The following is an 18,996-nucleotide window of genomic DNA, read 5'->3' as shown; positions in this document are numbered from 1 at the left end:
TTATACGCAACAAAACAGGGTAGTTATCCACAAAATAAAAGGAGGGAAAAGGATAAAATCAGCATCTTCCACTGGGGATCGTAACTATTTCGCGATCCCCAGCCCCCTTCAGATCGCGTTTTTCCAGCTTTCCAGCCAGGCTTCTGCGGGATCTTCAGGAATCTCATGCTCCAGCACGTCAATCTCAAGGCGATCGCCGATCTGACGGGCACCCTGAGCAATTAACAGCGCTGTAATCTGGCGGATCGCGCCACAAAAGAGATCATATTCATGATTGCCGAGTCCGACAGCACCAAACCGCACCTGCGAGAGATCGGGTTTGCTTTCCGTGATGGCCTCGAACAGGGGCAGAAGGTTGTCAGGAATATCGCCAGCACCGTGGGTTGAGCAGACCACCAGCCAGATACCCTCGTGCGGCACCTCATCCAGCGCCGGACCATGCAGCATCTGGGTTGAGAAGCCCGCTTCCTGTAATTTTTCTTCGAGATGTTCAGCCACATACTCTGCGCTACCCAGAGTACTGCCACTGATTAAGGTAATATCGGCCATCTTGCTCTCCCGGACATTAAGGCGAGCATTGTACGCTGTGATCAAGCGGTGATCCACCTGTGGACAACAGGGTTAATAGATCAGAAGAAGCGAATGCAGCTGTTGTCAGCCGCCACATTCGTCAGGGATAAGATTATGCACAAGGAATAGAGGATCAGGGCTTGATGGTGCGCATGATCGGGTTTTGCAGGGAGATCAGCGTTTCTGTGGACTGAATTTCATCGATGGTCTGGATCTTATTGATCAGGACCTGCTGCAGGGCGTCAATTGAGCGGCACATCACTTTAATAAAAATGCTGTAGTGGCCGGTGGTGTACCAGGCTTCAACCACTTCATCCAGCGCATCCAGCTTGCTCAGCGCCGCCGGATAGTCACGCGCGCTCTTAAGGATAATGCCAATAAAGCAGCAGACATCAAACCCCAGCTGGCGCGGATCGATATCAACCCGTGTTCCCAGGATGATGCCCGCCTGCTTCATTTTTTCTACGCGCACATGAATGGTGCCCGGGCTGACATTAAACTGTTTTGCCAGCTCGGCGTAAGCGGTGCGCGCATTATCCAGCAGGGCATTCAGAATGCCGCGATCCAGGTTATCGAGCTGCAGATGTTCGGCCATGGCCATCCTCGTTATGGGTCTGCTTAAGTAAACAACGGTGAATGTGCAGCAAAATAACGGTTCAGGCAACTCCCGGCAGCGACGGGCGCCGCTGCCGGTTCACTTAGCGTTTGCGCCAGACGGTGACCTGCGCCAGCGTATGCTGGAACTTGCGGGCCGTTTCGCGGATTACAAACGGTTTATCCTGCGGTTCATCGACCAGGTCGAAGTCGGCCGCCAGCAGACGTTGCAGTGCCTGCAGCGTCGTCAGTGCCTCACCGTTCTCACGTACACCGCCCAGCCAGTTCTCTTTCGGTGTGAAATCTTCCAGCCAGGTATAAGGGGATGAGAGCAGCAGAATACCGCCCTGACGCAGCATCGGCGTGACATCACGCAGGAAGCGCGCAGGCTGGCGCAGACGATCAATCAGGTTGGAGGCAAGTACCAGGTCGTAACGGCCAGGCTGAGGTTTGAGGTTACAGGCATCCCCCTGAACAAACTGAATCCGCTGCGCCAGTTCGCTCTCCAGTGCGAAATCTTTCAGGCGAACCTGACGATACTCCACCAGGTCGCCTTCCTGTGGCAGCAGATAACGGAAGTCTTCGCCGCTGGCCAGCTGCAGCGCCACATCAATGAAGCGCGCCGAGTAGTCCATCCCGGTGACGCGTTCAAAGTGGCGAGCCAGCTCAAAACTGGCGCGTCCGGTGGCACAGCCGATATCAAGGGCTTCGCCACGTGCTGTTGTGTAGTCCAGCGCCAGCTTCACCAGACTTTCGGCATAGTTGTCCACACCGAAATAGCGCGGGCCATACTGGAAGTCGAGGTACTGCGACACCATCGCGTCAGATTCATACGGGTTCGGCGCCATCGTCTCCTGATGGCTGGAAACCACGTAGCGGAAACCGGCATGCTGGAAGAAGTGGCGGCGGAACGCATAGCGGGCTGATTTCAGCGCTTCGTTGCCGGTTGAGATCCAGCTGCCGCCTTTGATCAGCGAATGTTTGCCATCAAAGGTCGGAGTGGAGAAATCATCGTACAGCGGGTGAACGTTGAAGCCTTCAAAGCCATTGGTCGGCGTAGTCGTCCACTGCCAGACGTTACCGACGATATCGAAGAACTCGCCCTGGGCGAAGAGGTCGACCGGCGAGGAGGAAGCCCAGTACGCCAGGTTGATGTTGCCCGGCGCCCGATCCCAGTCTGGCTGATCGCCCGCGACCTGTTCGCGTAACTGAGCCCACTCCGCTTCACAGGGGAGCTGAACACTCATGCCGGTCTGATTCGCTTTCCAGCGGCAGAAGGCCGCCGCTTCCAGCTGATTGACCTCGGCAGGCCAGTCCCATGGCATCGCGACCTCTTCACACATCAGACGCAGTTTAAGCTGATCGGGCATCGCAGGCGTGCCGACCCAGAAGGTGGGCATTTCTGCTTTGGCAAACTGACACCAGCCCCAGCCTTCGTCATCCCACCAGCGGGCATCCTGATAACCGCCTGCCTCAATGAACGCCAGAAATTCCGCGTTGCTGACCAGCATTTTGCTCGCCTGGAACGGCTGCAGCGTAACCTGCTGGCGGCCATACTCGACATCCCAGCCGTAGGTGTCGTCGGTTTTCCCCAGCGTAATTGTGCCACCAGGCATCGGCAGCAGGGTATTGGCCGGAACAGCCTCGCGCTGGTGGCGTGCCATCGGACATACCGGCCACGCGGCCTGTGGTCTGACCCACTCAACGGGTAGCTGGCGGATAAGCACGCTGGAGGTTTCCAGATGAATACGCTCATGCTCAATCCCCATCAGGATCACCCATGCCGGGCTCTCCCAGCTGAGTGGCAGCGTGATCGGCATGGTCTGGATCAGATCGCTGACCAGCGCTTTAACGCGCCCGCGGTATGCACGGACTTCTTCGATAGTGGGCCAGTCGTAGTGACTATCGTTGAGGTCATCCCAGCTCATCTCATCCACACCAATCGCCATCATTGCTTCGATGCGATCGTCCAGACGCGCGTCGATAAGGCGTCCGGCCATCAGCTTATTAATGTAAAAGGTAGCGGTGTGGCCAAAATAGAAGATCAACGGATGGCGCAGCGGAATGGCTTTCGTAAACCAGGCCTTTGAATCGGCCAGACAGGTGAACAGACTTTCATACTGTTCCCAGGTCTGATGAAAATAGGCCAGCAACTCGGCACGTTTTTGTTCTATGTTCTGGCCGGAGAGCAATAACGTCCGCGTCGGGGCAGGCAAATCGCGGTGAGGTTGAGCAAGCGTCACAGGAAGCTCCAGATTGCTGAGTAAGTGAAACGGTAATTTACTATAGCAAAGAAGCTTTTCTGTCAGATGACTTAACGGCGCCAGTGGCGTAGCAGGCGGCTTTTCATGCCGGTATCGAAGCGCCAGATATGGTCAAAGATGCGCAGAATACCTGGTTTCCCGTGGGTCGACATCGCCACGGCATGAAAACGTTGCTGATTGTGTCGCTGACGCTTTTTAATCGCCCCGATCACCTCTTCCGGCAGACGCTGGGCAATAAAATCGGAGACGATCACCGCATCGGCTTCCTGCCACAGTGCGCCTTCCATTCGGGTGACAACAGAGGATAGACAGGCAGCCAGATCGGTGCCGCCGCGAAAACGTTGACTGAGAAAACGAATCGCCTGTTCCAGCCCGTCATCACCGGTCAGCTCATAGCCAATCACCTCATGGGCAAAGAGCATGATGTAGCAGCGACGACGGTCGGCCAGCGCGACCTTCAGTAGCGCCAGACAAAACGCTTTGGCACAGCGCTCATTGAAGCCACCCATCGAACCGGAGGTATCAACGCAGACGATAAATGGCCCGCGTGGCTGCTCTTCATGTTGCTGGTGGCTGGCCGGACGCATCGTCACCTTTTCATGCCAGGCATCGCCCTGCAGCTTGTAGGTCAGTAGCCGTTTCTCGACCAGCCGCCGGTAAAATTCCAGCTCCAGTTCGCTGATGCTCAGCGCGGCTAACTCCGGCGGCAGCAGACGCAGCACGTCATCGCTCTGATGAATGCCGCTGACCTCTTCCGGCACGGACGCAGGCTCCTGCACCAGATGGTGAAAAGCTTCCATTGGCGCATCCTGCGACGGCACCGATTTTGCCTCGCGGCTGCGACCCAGCTGCTGGGCCAGTTTCAGCAGCTCCGGCTGCTGAGCCAGAAAGTCACCATATTGCAGCATCAACTGATAGTCGCCAGGCTGCAGTGACGCTTTACTCATGTCCCACAACCGACCCGCGGCAGCTTCATCATCGTCGCCCAGAATCGGTGCCAGCTGGCCGCTCAGTGCCATGCGCTGCTGCAGTTCCGCCAGCAGACGTTCGCGCTGCTGTTCCAGCAACTGCTGATTCAGCGTCAGCGTCTGTAAGGTCAGGCTCAGCCGCCAGCGCTGCAGAAAAAGTTGGTGCTGCGCGCTGCTGAGATGAGCGATATCGGTATGTTGCAGCAGCCGGTTAGCTTCATCCAGAAAGGGGGACGGCAGGCTTTCAAGTGCCTGAAGTGTGGCATTCAGCTGGTGGCTGAAGTCACGATCGCTGAGAAGTTGTACCCGCTGGAACAGCTGAAACTCTTCGGCCAGCGTGGCCGGAACCGGTGTGGCTTTGAGATCGGCTGTGATTTCGGCTCGCCAGCGCGGTACATCGCGCAGCAGCGCTTTCTTCAGCCCGGGAAACTTTTCAAAAAACAGCGCAAGCTGGGGCGACGCCAGCAGAGCAATGATCAGCTCTTCAATCAGTTCGGTTTCCCCCACTGAGAGCAGTGTGCTGAGCGTCTCCACTGAGATCATTTACGCGCCTGTTTCAGCTGTTCCGCCACATCCTGCAGACTGGTTTCAACCCGCGCCAGCCAGTCATCACTGATAAACAGGCAGCGCTGATGCTGACTGAACTGATGTCGCTGCGACCGCAGTTCACTCTCCAGTGCATCCAGCGCGTCGGTGATTTCACCGGGCAGCGGCTCGCTGCTGCTGACGCCTGGCAGTGTCAGGCGCGACGATTGCAGGCTGACATCACGGATAGCCAGACAATGCTGTGCATCCACGTGTAAATCCAGGCTCTGCGCAAAGCCAATCCCATTGAGCCTGCCGCGAACCTCGCCGCCTTTTTGCAGCCACTGATTCAGGGCATCACGCGCGATCACCAGATGACTTACCTGCATGTCATGCAGCATCAGCGGTTTTTGCAGCATCAGCGTCAGTTGCTCATCGGTAAAGCTTTCTGGCAGATCGTAATGGGGTTTGCGGCTGAACATGCCGCTGTGTTTTTCCAGGGTGATTGCCTGCGCGATGCTCTGCTGTTGCTGGAGGGCCATGCGGCGAGCTTTGATCTGCTGCAGTTTCATCAGCATCGGTTGCTGCTGCCAGGCGTGCTGCGTCATTAACAGGTCGATTTCGCGCTCCAGCAGTTGCATGGACGCCACGTCATGCCAGAGACAATCTTTCAGCAGGATCAGGTCTATCGGTGCAATGGTGTTGCGACCGCTATAGAAGGCGCTGGCCTGCAACAGATGAATCGCTTTTTTCCAGCGACGATCGGAAATGTAAGGCGCGGCGGGCTGGCTCTCCAGCTGCTGACGCAGCTGATAAATCAGCTCAAACACCGCATCGGGCAGACTGACCTGGCTGATGCCGAGCTGCCACTGTGCATACTCTTCATCACTGATGCGCAGGGACTCCGCGACCGGATTGGTGTGCTCATCCTGCTGGTGCGTCAGCATGCTGCGGAAGTTCTGTTTCTCATGCACATTATCCAGCCACAGGCGGATCAGCATCCGATCATAGAGCGCTTCAAGACCGCTATCCGCTTCCGGCAGTTCATTGGAGGCGGTGACCAGCAGCCGCATCGGGATGGTCTCTTCGCTGTCGCCATTGCGGAAGCGGCGCTCATTAATAGCTGTCAGCAGCGTATTGAGAATCGCCGGCCCCGCTTTCCAGATCTCATCCAGAAAAACAATCTCGGCGTCGGGCAGATACCCTTTGGTCAGACGCTGATAGCGCCCTTCATCTTTCAGCGCCTGAATGGAGAGCGGACCAAACACCTCTTCCGGTGTGGAGAAACGGGTCATCAGATATTCAAAAGCGCGGGCGTGCTGAAAGGCATATTTGAGGCGACGGGCAATCAGGCTCTTGGCGATGCCTGGCGGTCCCAGCAGGAACACACTTTCACCACTCAGCGCCGCGAGCAGGCAAAGGCGTATGGCATGATGCCGCTCATACAATCCTTTTTCTAACGCATTGCTGAGGCGAGAAATTCTTTCTGCCAAAAGATGGGGTTGAGCCATAATCACTTCACTGTCCTTACGATCGTCGGGCCGCCGCGCTTAAGCAAGCGCTTTACTCTATAGATCATCATGCGTGAAAGCGTTGATAGCTGTCAGCTTTTTTGTTTCAGAAGGTTTGCCTGGATTAAAAGCAACGCTAATTAACGCTTTATCGCCAGAAGTGACCCCGTTACCCTGCCAGCGAGGCGAAGCGGGTATAGGAATTTTCGCTAAACCGTGCATACTGTGCGCTTTTTGATGGCCTGAGCGAGGGGTTTTCGCGCCTCTTAGACTCCAACAAAAGATAACTCTATGAGCTCGGATAATAAGCAGTCACTTCGCGGATTAACGCTGGCCGCCATTGGTGTTGTTTACGGGGATATCGGCACCAGTCCGCTGTATACCTTGCGTGAATGTCTCTCCGGACAGTTTGGCTTCGGCGTTGAGCGGGAAGCGGTGTTTGGCTTTCTGTCGCTGATTTTCTGGCTTCTGGTGCTGGTGGTCTCACTGAAATACATCAGCTATGTGATGCGTGCCGACAACGCCGGTGAAGGCGGGATACTGACACTGATGTCGCTGGCTGGACGCCATACCGGTGCGCGGGCCACGGCAGTACTGGTGATCATGGGCCTGATTGGGGGCAGCTTCTTCTATGGGGAAGTGGTGATCACGCCAGCCATTTCGGTGATGTCCGCTATTGAAGGCCTGGAGATTGCCGCGCCGTCGCTGGATCCTTTTATCGTGCCGATGTCGATTGCGGTGCTGACGCTGCTGTTTGCGATTCAGAAACATGGCACCGGCATGGTGGGCAAACTCTTCGCGCCGGTGATGCTGGTCTGGTTCCTTGTGCTGGCGATCCTTGGGGTCAGCGGCATCATGAAAAATCCGGAAGTGCTGCATGCGCTGAATCCCGCTTATGCGGTCGAATTCTTCGTGCACTATAAATCTGTCTCATTCTTCGCGCTTGGCGCGGTGGTGCTGGCGATTACCGGGGTTGAAGCGCTCTATGCCGATATGGGGCACTTCGGTAAAGTGCCGATTCGACTGGCCTGGTTCTCGGTGGTACTGCCGTCGCTGGCACTGAACTATTTTGGTCAGGGTGCGCTGTTACTCAGCGACCCTAAAGCGATTAAAAACCCCTTCTTCCTGCTGGCGCCGGAATGGGCGCTGATCCCAATGCTGATTCTGGCGACCCTGGCCACCGTTATCGCCTCGCAGGCGGTGATCTCTGGTGTCTTCTCGCTGACGCGTCAGGCGGTGCGACTGGGCTATCTACCAGGTATGCGCATCATCCACACCTCTGAGCGTGAATCGGGTCAGATTTATATTCCGGTAATCAACTGGGTGCTCTATTTCGCGGTGCTGATTGTGATTATCAGCTTTGAGCATTCAAGTAATCTGGCTGCCGCCTACGGTATTGCGGTGACTGGCACCATGGTGCTGACGGCGATGCTCTCCTGCACCGTGGCGGTTAAAAACTGGCACTGGAACAAGCTGGCGGTTGCCGTCATCCTGGTATTAATGCTCTGCATTGACGTGCCGCTGTTTACCGCCAACCTGGTGAAAATCTTCTCCGGTGGCTGGTTGCCGCTCTGTCTCGGCCTGGTGATGTTTATCATTATGACGACGTGGAAAAGCGAGCGTTTCCGCCTGCTGCGCCGTATGCACGAACATGGCAACTCCCTGGAGGCAATGATCGCGTCACTGGAGAAATCGCCGCCGGTTCGCGTACCGGGCACGGCGGTCTATATGTCACGTGCACTGAATGTGATTCCATTTGCCATGCTGCATAACCTCAAGCATAACAAAGTGTTGCATGAGCGGGTGGTGCTGCTGACGTTGCGAACTGAAGATGCGCCTTACGTGCACAACGTGCGTCGCGTCACTATTGAGCAGCTGTCGCCGACTTTCTGGCGCGTGGTGGCGAGCTACGGCTGGCGCGAAACGCCAAACGTCGAGGAGATTTTCCACCGCTGCGGTCTGGAAGGTCTTAACTGCCGCATGATGGAGACGTCGTTCTTCATGTCACATGAATCGCTGATTATCGGCAAACGTCCGTGGTATCTGCGCCTGCGCGGCAAACTCTTCCTGGCGCTGCAGCGCAATGCGCTCCGTGCGCCAGACCAGTTTGAGATCCCCCCAAACCGGGTGATCGAGCTGGGCACTCAGGTCGAGATTTGATCTGCAGCGTCCGCCTTACGGGGCGGGCGCTGACCAGCGCAGCGTGACGCATAATCCGCCGCCGGATCGCTGGCTGAAGGTGACCTGCATTCCGTGCAACTGGGCAATGTTGCGGACTATCGACAATCCCAGCCCGCTACCACTCTTCTCCTGGCCCGGCGGTCGCCAGAAACGTTCTCCGAGCCGTTGCAGATCCGCTGCACTCAGACCCTCGCCATTATCCTCCACCGACAGGCTGTTTGCCTGCAACCGCACATCAACCTCACTGCCCGCAGGCGTGTAGCGAATGGCGTTATCCAGCAGATTCCGCACCAGCAGTGACAGTAACAGCGGATGCCCCTGAATCAGCGGATCGGCCTCTGCGAGAAGGCGCAGCGTCACACCGTTTTTGTCCGCCAGAGGCAGCTGTGCGGCGAGCGTCTCCTGCACCGTGCGTTTCAGCGACACAGGTTCGAAGGCGCTGCGCACATCATCGGCTTCAACCCGCGAGAGCGTCAGCAGCTGATCCACCAGCCGCGTTGCGCGGACAATCCCGGCATCCAGCTGCTGCAGCGCATGGGTTCGCATGACTTCGTCATCTGCAGTCAGCTGGATCACTTCGCTTTGCACCTGCAGCGCGGCCAGCGGACTGCGCAGTTCATGCGCGGCATCGGAGGTAAAGCGGCGTTCACGCTGCATCATGGCGCTAATGCGGCTGAACAGACCATTGAGCGCGACCATCAGCGGTTGCACCTCTTTTGGCACGCGGTCTGCCTGTAGCGGCGTATCATCATCGGCCGAACGCTGCGCCAGTTGTTTTGCCAGCGTCTTCAGCGGCCGCAGTTCAGACCAGACCAGACCGATAAGCAGAAGCAACATTAAAGGCAGCGCGATTAGCCAGGGCAACATGCTGGCCTTCATCAGATCCCGCGTCATGTCATCGCGGTATTCCGACTCCTGGCCCACCACCACCCGGAACTGCTTATCAGGCGTGGTCAGCCAGACAAATCGCCAGCTATCGTCGTCATTGGTGAGCTGCCCTTCATGAAATCCCTGATGCTCCGCCTCAAACGGCAGATAACGGCCGTTGTCGCCATCATTCATCACCTGCCTGCCGTCACGCGTGAAGACAGCAAAGGCCAGTGCATCATCATCCTGTTCGCCACGATGGTGGCGCAGCATCTCTTTGGTTCTGGGCAGTGTGGTATTGTCCAGCGAGGAGAAATCCAGCGTCAGCAGACGCTTAGCCAGCAGCATCTGCTGGGTATCAAAGAGCTCATCCAGGGTTTCACGCGTCTGATGCCAGGCACTCAGGCTGGCACTGGCCCAGCAGAGGCCGAGCAGCAGCACAAAACCGATGCCCAGCCGCAGAAACAGACTCATTGATCGCATTCGGCGGCCCCCAGCGTATAACCGACGCCATGCAGCGTGCGGATAAATGTGCTGCCCAGCTTTTTACGCAGATGATGGATATGCACTTCCACCGCATTGCTGGAGACGTCGGCGTCCCAGCTGTAGAGCTTCTCTTCCAGCTGGCTACGCGTCAGCACCCGGCCTGGATTGCGCATAAAGAGTTCCAGCAGCGCCAGTTCACGACTTTTCAACGCAATCGTCTCACCCTCGCGCATCACACTGTGGCTGCCGGGGATCAGCACCACGTTACCGTGACGGAGTTCGGGCTGCAGCTGGCCGTGACGGCGGCGGATCAGCGCCTGTAAGCGAGCGGCCACTTCGGTTAAGGCAAAAGGCTTGCATAGATAGTCATCAGCGCCCAGCTGCAGGCCTTTGACCCGCTGATCGAGCGCATCGCGGGCGGTCAGTATCAGTACCGGCACATCGTTGCCCTGCTGTCGCCACTCCCGCAGGATATCGAGTCCATCCCGCTCGGGCAGTGAAAGATCCAGAATCACCGCATCCCAGGGTGCGGCCTCCAGCGCGTTAAAGCCGGACTCACCAGACATAAACCAGTCAACGCTAAAGCCCAGCTTACTTAGCCCCGCTTTGATACCGTCGCCAATTAAGCGATCGTCTTCAATCAGTAAAATACGCATCACGTCTCCCTGTTCCGATAGCGCTTTATACGAAGCAACTTCCCTGGTGTACAGCTGATTTCGGCGAAAATCGCTTATTTTTAACGCTTAAGAAGCTGTTAAGAACTCTGTGGTCAACTGGGCGTATTCAAACCGAAAACACCACTGAAAAGAGGTACACCATGAAAAAGCATGCTGCAATTCTGGCCGTCGTTATGCTGGCTTCCGCCCCGGTTTTCGCTGCGCAGCAGGGCGGATTTGTTGATCCCAGCGCGCCAGCCACACAGACACAGTCAGCAGCCGGACAGGGTGGCTTTAGTGCAGACCACACCAGTGTGGTGACCGTGAAGCAGGCTGAAGAGATGAAAGATGACAGCTGGATCACCGTGCGCGGCAAGCTGGAGAAACAGACCGGCAAAGAAGATTATCTGTTCCGCGACCAGACCGGCACAATGAAAGTCGAAATCGACCACAAGCACTGGAACGGCCAGACAATCACGCCCAAAGATAACGTAGAGCTCACGGGTGAACTGGATAAAGATTTCAACAGCATTGAGATGGACGTTAAGCAGGTTAAAAAGCTGCCTTAATCTTTTGCTTCAGGGTCGCATTTGCGGCCCTTTTTTCTGCCCGTTCCCCGCCTTAATGCAAATTTCCCCTCGCGTGAGCGAAACGTTTCGATGGCGATCACAGATTTCTTCTTTGCCCGTTGAGTTGATGGCGGCTTTTCATACACTCCCATCAGCGAAACGTTTCGCTGTGGAGTGAAAAGATGAAAAAAGGTCGCTTGTTAAACGCTGAACTCTCTCATGTGATTGCCCGCCTGGGACACACGGATACGCTGACGATTGCCGATGCAGGCTTGCCGATTCCGGCAGGACCGCAGCGTATCGACTTAGCGCTCACGCCGGGTACGCCCGATTTTATGCAGGTGGTGAATGCTGTCGCACTGGAGATGCAGGTAGAGAGCGCCCTGATCGCGGAAGAGATTAAGCAGCATAATCCGCAACTTCATAGTGCGCTTGTCGCTGTGCTCGAAGCCTTGCAACAGCACCAGGGGAATATCATCACCATCAGCTACACCAGTCATGAACAATTCAAACAACAAACGCAGCGTAGTCAGGCGGTCATTCGCAGCGGAGAGTGTTCTCCGTTTGCGAATGTCATCCTCAGCGCCGGTGTGACCTTCTGAGGCCGCTATGCAACCTTTACTGCAACTCGACGGCATTGAAAAATCCTTTCCGGGTGTGAAAGCCCTCAAGGGTGCATCGCTGAATGTTCGGGCAGGACGCGTGATGGCGCTGGTGGGCGAGAATGGCGCAGGCAAGTCCACCATGATGAAAGTGCTGACCGGGATCTATCAATATGATGCCGGTACGCTGCGCTGGCTCGGCAAAGAGACCCGTTTCAGTGGACCGAAAGCGTCTCAGGAAGCGGGCATTGGCATCATCCATCAGGAACTGAACCTGATCCCTCAGTTAACCGTGGCGGAGAATATCTTTCTCGGTCGCGAATATGTAGGTCGTTTTGGCCGTATTCAGTGGCCGCGTATGTATGCCGAAGCGGATGCGCTGCTTAAACGTCTTAATCTGCGCTTCAACAGCCACAAGCTGGTCGGGGATCTGTCGATTGGCGATCAGCAAATGGTCGAAATCGCCAAAGTCCTGAGCTTCGAATCACAGGTCATCATTATGGATGAACCGACCGATGCGCTGACCGATACCGAGACGCTGTCTCTATTCCGCGTGATCAACGAACTGAAAGCGCAGGGCTGCGGCATCGTCTATATCTCGCATCGCATGAAAGAGATCTTTGAGATCTGCGATGACGTCACGGTGTTCCGCGACGGCCAGTTTATTGCTGAACGTCCGGTCAGCGAGCTGACCGAAGAGAGCCTCATCGAGATGATGGTCGGACGTAAGCTGGAAGATCAATATCCTCATATCGATCAGGCGCCAGGCGATGTGCGACTGAAAGTGGAGAACGTGAGCGGACCAGGTGTAGAGAACGTCAGCTTCAGCCTGCGCAAAGGTGAAATCCTCGGCGTTTCTGGCCTGATGGGTGCGGGGCGTACCGAACTGATGAAGGTGCTGTACGGCGCATTGCCGCGTCGCGAAGGCAATCTGTGGCTCAATGGCCGGGAAGTCGTGACGCGTTCTCCGCAGGATGGACTGGCGAATGGCATCGTCTATATCTCCGAAGATCGTAAGCGTGATGGCCTGGTGTTGGGCATGTCAGTAAAAGAGAACATGTCTCTGACGGCCTTGCGCTATTTCAGTCACGGCAGCGGCACGCTGAAACATGCAGCAGAGCAGCTGGCGGTGGGCGATTTTATCCGTCTGTTCAATGTTAAAACGCCGTCTATGGAGCAGCCGATTGGCCTGCTTTCGGGCGGCAACCAGCAGAAAGTGGCGATTGCCCGCGGTCTGATGACCCGGCCCAACGTGCTGATTCTGGATGAACCGACACGCGGTGTGGATGTCGGTGCGAAGAAAGAGATCTACCAACTGATTAACCAGTTTAAAGCCGAAGGGCTGAGCATCATCCTGGTCTCCTCGGAAATGCCGGAAGTGCTGGGCATGAGCGATCGGATTCTGGTGATGCATGAAGGCCGTATCAGCGGCGAATTTACCCGAGAAGAGGCCACTCAGGAAAGCCTGATGGCAGCCGCCGTAGGCAAGCAACACAGCGAGGATTTAGTGGTATGACGACCCAAACTTTACCGGCCAGCCGTCGCTGGTTTAGCAAAAGCTGGCTGCTGGAACAGAAGTCACTGATTGCGCTGATGGTGCTGATCGCCGTGGTGGCCAGCCAGAGTCCGAACTTCTTTACCGTGGCGAACCTGTTCAACATTCTGCAGCAGACCTCGGTTAACGCCATTATGGCCGTCGGGATGACGCTGGTGATCCTGACCTCAGGCATTGACCTCTCTGTGGGTTCTTTGCTGGCCCTGACGGGCGCAGTGGGTGCATCGCTGGTGGGCATGGAAGTCAATGCGCTGGTCGCGGTGGCGGCTTCGCTGGCACTGGGCGCGGCAATCGGTGGCCTGACCGGCACCATTGTGGCACGCGGCAAGGTACAGGCCTTTATCGCCACGCTGGTCATGATGTTATTGCTGCGCGGTGTGACCATGGTCTACACCGACGGCAGCCCGATTAACACCGGCTTCAGTGCCAATGCCGATCTGCTGGGCTGGTTTGGTATTGGTCGCCCACTGGGTATCCCTGCGCCGGTCTGGCTGATGGCGCTGGTCTTTATTGCCGCATGGTACATGCTGCAACACACCCGCCTGGGCCGCTATATCTATGCACTGGGTGGTAATGAAGCGGCAACGCGTCTCTCTGGCATCAATGTGAATCGCGTCAAAATTATCGTCTATTCACTGAGTGGCATGCTGGCTGCGCTGGCGGGCACCATTGAAGTGGCGCGTCTCTCTTCGGCACAGCCAACAGCGGGCACCGGCTATGAACTGGATGCAATTGCTGCGGTCGTGCTGGGTGGAACCAGCCTGGCCGGCGGTAAAGGCCGTATTTTCGGCACCCTGATTGGCGCGCTGATCCTTGGCTTCCTGAACAATGGCCTGAACCTGATGGGCGTCTCTTCCTACTACCAGATGATCGTTAAAGCGGTAGTCATCCTGCTGGCGGTGCTGGTGGATAATAAAAGCAGTAAATAACTCTGACCTTACACAGGATAACAAGATGAAAAAGTTAACCGCACTGGCCATGATCCTCGGCGCAACGCTCAGTACCAGCGCTATGGCAAAAGATACCATCGCGCTGGTGGTCTCAACCCTGAACAACCCGTTCTTTGTTTCGCTGAAAGAGGGTGCACAGAAAGAAGCCGATAAACTGGGCTACAACCTGGTGGTGCTGGATTCACAGAATAACCCGGCGAAAGAGCTGGCGAACGTGCAGGATCTGACCGTTCGCGGCACGAAGCTGCTGCTGATCAACCCGACCGACTCTGATGCCGTGGGTAACGCCGTGAAGATGGCTAACCAGGCGAAGATTCCGGTTATCACCCTGGATCGTGTTGCAGCTCAGGGCACCGTTGTCAGCCATGTCGCTTCTGACAACCGCTTCGGCGGCAAAATGGCCGGTGACTTTATCGCCAAAAAAGTGGGCGAAAACGCCAAAATTATCGAACTGCAGGGCATTGCCGGCACATCTGCTGCCCGTGAACGTGGCGAAGGCTTCAAACAGGCCGCTGATGCGCATAAATTCCAGATCCTCGCCAGCCAGCCTGCTGACTTTGACCGTACTAAAGGTCTGAACGTGATGCAGAACCTGCTGCAGGCACACCCGGATGTTCAGGCGGTATTCGCGCAGAACGACGAAATGGCACTGGGTGCACTGCGTGCACTGCAGACCGCCGGAAAAACGGGTGTGATCGTGGTGGGCTTTGACGGCACGGCTGATGGCGTTAAAGCGGTAGAAGCTGGCAAACTGTCTGCGACTGTGGCACAGATGCCAGAAAAAATTGGCATGATCGGCGTGGATACCGCTGATAAAGTGCTGAAGGGTGAAAAAGTGCAGGCGGTCAATCCGGTCGACCTGAAGCTGGTCACTCAATAACTCAAAGAAAAGCAGGGCACCGCGCCACCCTCCCGGTGGCGCACTTATTCCGGACTCCCCTAATGAGCAAAAACGCAAAACTGGCCGTTCTTGGCAGCATCAACGCTGACCACATCCTTAATCTGGCGCACTTTCCTCGTCCCGGTGAAACGGTGATCGGGCAGAATTATCAGATTGCGTTTGGCGGTAAAGGTGCAAATCAGGCGGTAGCCGCTGGTCGTGCCGGTGCCGATATCGCATTTATCGCCTGTGTGGGCGCTGACGACATGGGTAAACGTATTCGTGAGCAGCTTACGCAGGACAATATTGATACCACGCCAGTCGAGGTGGTCGAGGGCGAGTCGACCGGTGTGGCAATGATTTTCGTCAACGGTGACGGTGAGAACAACATTGGCATTTACTCTGGTGCCAATGCGGCGTTAACACCCGATTGCGTGGCGCGTCATCAGCATGTCATCGCCGATGCTGATGCACTATTAATGCAGCTGGAATCACCACTGGAAAGCGTACTGGCCGCTGCGACGCTTGCCCGGCAGCATCAGACGCAGGTTATCCTCAATCCGGCTCCCGCTACCTCTCTTTCAGATGAACTGCTGGCATTAGTCGATATTATTACGCCGAATGAGACCGAAGCCGAGAGCCTGACCGGCATTGCAGTCAACAGCGATGAAGATGCGGCACGCGCTGCGGAAGTGCTGCATGCCAAAGGCATCGGCACGGTACTGATTACGCTTGGTCGCCGCGGCGTCTGGCTGAGCGAGCGGGGAGAAGGTCAGCGTATTGCAGGCTTCAGTGTTAAAGCTATCGACACCATCGCGGCGGGTGACACCTTTAACGGTGCCTTTATTACCGCGCGACTGGAGCAGAAGCCAATGTACGACGCGGTGCGATTTGCCCATGCCGCCGCCGCTATTGCCGTTACGCGACCGGGTGCACAGCCCTCCGTGCCGTGGCGCACGGAGATCGATGATTTTTTGCAGCAGCAGGGCTAATCATTTGAGCACCATGAAAGATGTTGCTCGCCTGGCGGGCGTCTCTACCTCAACTGTCTCGCACGTGATCAATAACAATCGCTTTGTCAGTGATGGCGTGCGCGAAAAAGTTGAGCAGGCGATACGTCATCTCAACTATGCCCCTTCTGCGCTGGCACGCAGTCTGAAAATTAATCAGACCCACACCATCGGTATGCTGCTGACCACCAGTAGTAACCCCTTTTATGCCGAAGTGGTGCGCGGTGTGGAGGAGAGCTGCTATCAGCGTGGCTATAGCCTGATTCTCTGTAACACGGCGGGTGACGAAGAACGAATGAATCGCAGCCTGGAAACGCTGATGCAGAAGCGTGTCGATGGTTTGCTGATGATGTGCACTGAAAGTCACCTGCCCTCGGCAGATATTCTGAACCGTTATCCTTCTATACCTACGGTGATGATGGACTGGGCACCCTTTGAAGGCCGCGGTGACATTATTCAGGATAACGCGCTGCTGGGCGGCGAACTGGCTACTCAGCATCTCATCGACTGCGGTTATACCCGTATAGCCTGTATCGCCGGTCCGCAGGATAAAACGCCTGCGCGTATGCGCCTGGAAGGTTATCGTAACGCCATGACAAAGAGTGGCCTGGAGATTCTGCCTGGCTATGTGGTGAATGGTGATTTTGAATTTCAGGGGGGCTACAACGGGATGGTCGAACTGCTGGCGCTGGAAACGCCGCCAGAAGCCGTCTTCACCAGTAACGATGCAATGGCGGTCGGCGTTTATCACGCGCTCTATCAGGCCGGGATGCGGATTCCGCAGCAGATGGCGGTGATGGGATATGACGATATTGAACTGGCGCGTTATCTCACTCCACCACTGAGTACCATCCATCAGCCGAAAGATGCGCTGGGTGAACTGGCGATAGACACCTTAATTCATCGTCTCAGCGATCCCGACGCCAGTCAGCAAACGCTGGTGCTGACGCCGGAACTGGTGGTGCGGGGGTCGGTTTAGCGCTTTTTCTTCTTGTCACGATTGCTGATCAGATTACGTCCATCCCCGTTTTTCAGCAGCATAAAGGTCAGCGCCGAAAGTACGGTAACGATACCCATAGTCAGAAACGTGGCATGGAACTGTGAAATGGTGCTGGTTTCAAACTCCTGATAAAAGCGCAGCACCGCAGCGCTGACGGCCACACCAAAACTGATCGCTAATTGCTGCGTTACTGCCAGCACGCTATTTCCGCCGCTGGCGTTATCATCATTCAGGTCGGCCAGCGTAATGGTGTTCATGGCGGTGAATTGCGTAGACATCGCCATGCCGAGAATAAACAGTGGAAGCAATAGTACGAAGATACTTTCAGCGGGTGACTGCAGGGAGAAGCTGGCGATCAGGATGCCAATAATGGCGGTAATGCCGACCAGCAGACGGCGGTAGCCCAGCCAGCGCAGGAGTTGTGTCACCGTCGACTTCGCCAGAATCGAACCCAGGGCGGTTGGCGCCATCATGCAGCCTGCAATGATCGCGGAAAAGCCAAATCCAACCTGTAACATAAGCGGCATCAGAAAGGGCACACAGCCGGTGCCGAGACGAGAGGCAATGTTGCCGACGATGCCGACTGAGAAGGTCCGGGTTTTAAACATCGGCAGGTTGATCAGCGGTGAAGGGTGATTTCGGGCATGCACTATATAGAGGAGTAAAAGCACGATCCCGCTGAGTAATATCCCGCCGGCCAGCCAGGCAGAAACAATCCGCTCACCGAACAGCTCAATCCCAATCGAGATCATCACGAGTCCAGCCCCGAATAATATGAAGCCGAAAAAGTCGAAGCGGCGCTTAGGTGTGGTGAAGTCCGGCATATATTTGCGTGCGTAGATAATGCCGAGAATGCCAATCGGGATATTAATCAGGAAGATCCAGTGCCAGGTTGCGTAAGTGACGAGTACGCCACCCAGCATCGGGCCCAGTATCGGCCCGACTAAACCTGGCATGGTCACAAAGTTGAGTACCGGCAGCAGTTCACTGCGTGGATAGGCACGTAACAGTGCCAGTCGCGCGACCGGCATCATCATTGCGCCACCGACGCCCTGTACGATGCGCGACATGACCAGCACCGAAAGCGTCGGTGAGAGTGCACAAGCCAGTGAGCCAAGGGTGAACAGCGATACCGCCACAATAAACACTTTGCGCGTGCCGAAGCGATCGGCGAGCCAGCCGCTGACCGGAATCAGCATAGCGACAGTCAGGGTGTAACTGATGACGGCGGATTGCATGGCAAGGGGAGAACGGTCGAGGCTGGTGGCGATAGCGGGCAGGGCAGTGTTCAGTATGGTGGCGTCGAGTGACTGCATGAAAAAGGCCATAGCAGCTATCCATGGCAAACCAGCCATGCTGCGCGCGGATTTTATCATTGAGTGTCCTTCCTGGGGTTATCCTGCGAGAAGAAGCAAAATAATAGCACCCGCAATCGGCAACGGCAGGTCTCTTTACAACGTTTCGTTGCCACTTTTGTGCGTTATTCGGCCATGAAACGTCTCTTTTTAAGCCGTTCGTTTAAAAAAGAGGCGCTCAGTAAATTAATTCGAAGAAACACTTGTCAGCCTGAGGAAACTCCCTATAATGCGCCTCCATCGACACGGAACACCGGCAACGGGAAGCGGGTTGAGAGGCACAGGGGACTGCGCCGCCGGAGAAAAACTTCTGAAATAGAGGTTGACTCTGCAGGAGGAAAGCGTAATATACGCCACCTCGCGACAGGACGCTAACGCACTGTTCGCACTGCTCTTTAACAATTTATCAGACAATCTGTGTGGGCACTCGCAGGATTGATATCAGCGTCTCCG

At 56.0% G+C, this 18,996-nt stretch carries 16 protein-coding genes; 8 read left to right on the top strand and 8 right to left on the bottom strand.

Translation table 11 applies throughout. The features are described 5' to 3' along the window. Nucleotides 1-108: 108 nt before the first annotated feature. From mioC to ravA, 5 genes are all read right to left on the bottom strand, one after another. Nucleotides 109-549, bottom strand: coding sequence for an FMN-binding protein MioC (gene mioC / locus AC6I77_RS19140; RefSeq protein WP_003849498.1), 441 nt, complete (start codon nt 547-549; stop codon nt 109-111). A 154-nt stretch (nt 550-703) separates the two neighbouring features. Then, entirely contained in the window at nt 704-1,165 is a 462-nt protein-coding gene (asnC, locus tag AC6I77_RS19135; protein ID WP_003849496.1) for a transcriptional regulator AsnC, read from the bottom strand. 103 nt (nt 1,166-1,268) lie between these two features. Next, nucleotides 1,269-3,407, bottom strand: coding sequence for a 5-histidylcysteine sulfoxide synthase (ovoA, locus tag AC6I77_RS19130; protein WP_039658681.1), 2,139 nt, complete (start codon nt 3,405-3,407; stop codon nt 1,269-1,271). A gap of 71 nt (nt 3,408-3,478) precedes the next feature. After that, nucleotides 3,479-4,939: an ATPase RavA stimulator ViaA gene (viaA, locus tag AC6I77_RS19125; protein WP_110410895.1), complete on the bottom strand. Its 1,461-nt coding sequence runs from the start codon at nt 4,937-4,939 to the stop codon at nt 3,479-3,481. After that, complete coding sequence (gene ravA, locus AC6I77_RS19120; protein WP_033743354.1) at nt 4,936-6,432, bottom strand: ATPase RavA; 1,497 nt, start codon at nt 6,430-6,432, stop codon at nt 4,936-4,938. Before ravA ends, viaA begins: the two co-directional genes overlap by 4 nt. Before the next feature lie 291 nt (nt 6,433-6,723). Here ravA and kup point away from each other — a divergent pair, with 291 nt between their 5' ends. Then, nucleotides 6,724-8,592 (top strand): low affinity potassium transporter Kup, encoded by a 1,869-nt coding sequence (kup, locus tag AC6I77_RS19115; protein WP_003849489.1) that lies wholly within the window; start codon nt 6,724-6,726, stop codon nt 8,590-8,592. A 15-nt stretch (nt 8,593-8,607) separates the two neighbouring features. Here kup and qseC read toward each other — a convergent pair whose 3' ends face one another. Next, nucleotides 8,608-9,963 carry a quorum sensing histidine kinase QseC gene (gene qseC / locus AC6I77_RS19110; RefSeq protein ID WP_078805084.1) on the bottom strand — a complete coding sequence of 452 codons (1,356 nt, stop codon included), beginning with the start codon at nt 9,961-9,963 and terminating at the stop codon, nt 8,608-8,610. Then, nucleotides 9,951-10,622, bottom strand: a complete 672-nt coding sequence (qseB, locus tag AC6I77_RS19105) for a quorum sensing response regulator transcription factor QseB (protein ID WP_003849485.1) — start codon at nt 10,620-10,622, stop codon at nt 9,951-9,953. The genes qseC and qseB overlap by 13 nt, the downstream gene beginning before the upstream one ends. Nucleotides 10,623-10,783: 161 nt before the next feature. Between qseB and AC6I77_RS19100 the strand changes: the two genes are divergently transcribed. From AC6I77_RS19100 to rbsR, 7 genes are all read left to right on the top strand, one after another. Next, nucleotides 10,784-11,191: a YgiW/YdeI family stress tolerance OB fold protein gene (locus AC6I77_RS19100; protein WP_003849484.1), complete on the top strand. Its 408-nt coding sequence runs from the start codon at nt 10,784-10,786 to the stop codon at nt 11,189-11,191. Nucleotides 11,192-11,373: 182 nt separating this feature from the next. Further along, nucleotides 11,374-11,793 (top strand): D-ribose pyranase, encoded by a 420-nt coding sequence (gene rbsD / locus AC6I77_RS19095; RefSeq protein ID WP_003849483.1) that lies wholly within the window; start codon nt 11,374-11,376, stop codon nt 11,791-11,793. 7 nt (nt 11,794-11,800) lie between these two features. After that, a complete protein-coding gene (gene rbsA / locus AC6I77_RS19090) occupies nt 11,801-13,309 on the top strand; it encodes a ribose ABC transporter ATP-binding protein RbsA (protein ID WP_003849481.1) in 1,509 nt (502 codons plus the stop codon). Then, nucleotides 13,306-14,277, top strand: a complete 972-nt coding sequence (gene rbsC / locus AC6I77_RS19085; RefSeq protein ID WP_003849479.1) for a ribose ABC transporter permease — start codon at nt 13,306-13,308, stop codon at nt 14,275-14,277. The genes rbsA and rbsC overlap by 4 nt, the downstream gene beginning before the upstream one ends. 25 nt (nt 14,278-14,302) lie before the next feature. Continuing rightward, complete coding sequence (gene rbsB / locus AC6I77_RS19080) at nt 14,303-15,178, top strand: ribose ABC transporter substrate-binding protein RbsB (RefSeq protein WP_003849477.1); 876 nt, start codon at nt 14,303-14,305, stop codon at nt 15,176-15,178. Between the two features lie 62 nt (nt 15,179-15,240). Continuing rightward, nucleotides 15,241-16,170 (top strand): ribokinase, encoded by a 930-nt coding sequence (rbsK, locus tag AC6I77_RS19075; RefSeq protein ID WP_497817209.1) that lies wholly within the window; start codon nt 15,241-15,243, stop codon nt 16,168-16,170. Nucleotides 16,171-16,183: 13 nt separating this feature from the next. Then, nucleotides 16,184-17,167 (top strand): ribose operon transcriptional repressor RbsR, encoded by a 984-nt coding sequence (gene rbsR, locus AC6I77_RS19070; protein ID WP_003849474.1) that lies wholly within the window; start codon nt 16,184-16,186, stop codon nt 17,165-17,167. Here rbsR and mdtD read toward each other — a convergent pair. Further along, nucleotides 17,164-18,564 carry a multidrug transporter subunit MdtD gene (gene mdtD / locus AC6I77_RS19065; RefSeq protein ID WP_003849472.1) on the bottom strand — a complete coding sequence of 467 codons (1,401 nt, stop codon included), beginning with the start codon at nt 18,562-18,564 and terminating at the stop codon, nt 17,164-17,166. The two genes, rbsR and mdtD, sit on opposite strands and share 4 nt — an antisense overlap. Between the last annotated feature and the right edge of the window lie 432 nt (nt 18,565-18,996).

Source organism: Pantoea sp. X-Soil-ISGK-259, assembly GCF_059730705.1.
This window is presented reverse-complemented; position numbering and strand designations above follow the sequence as displayed.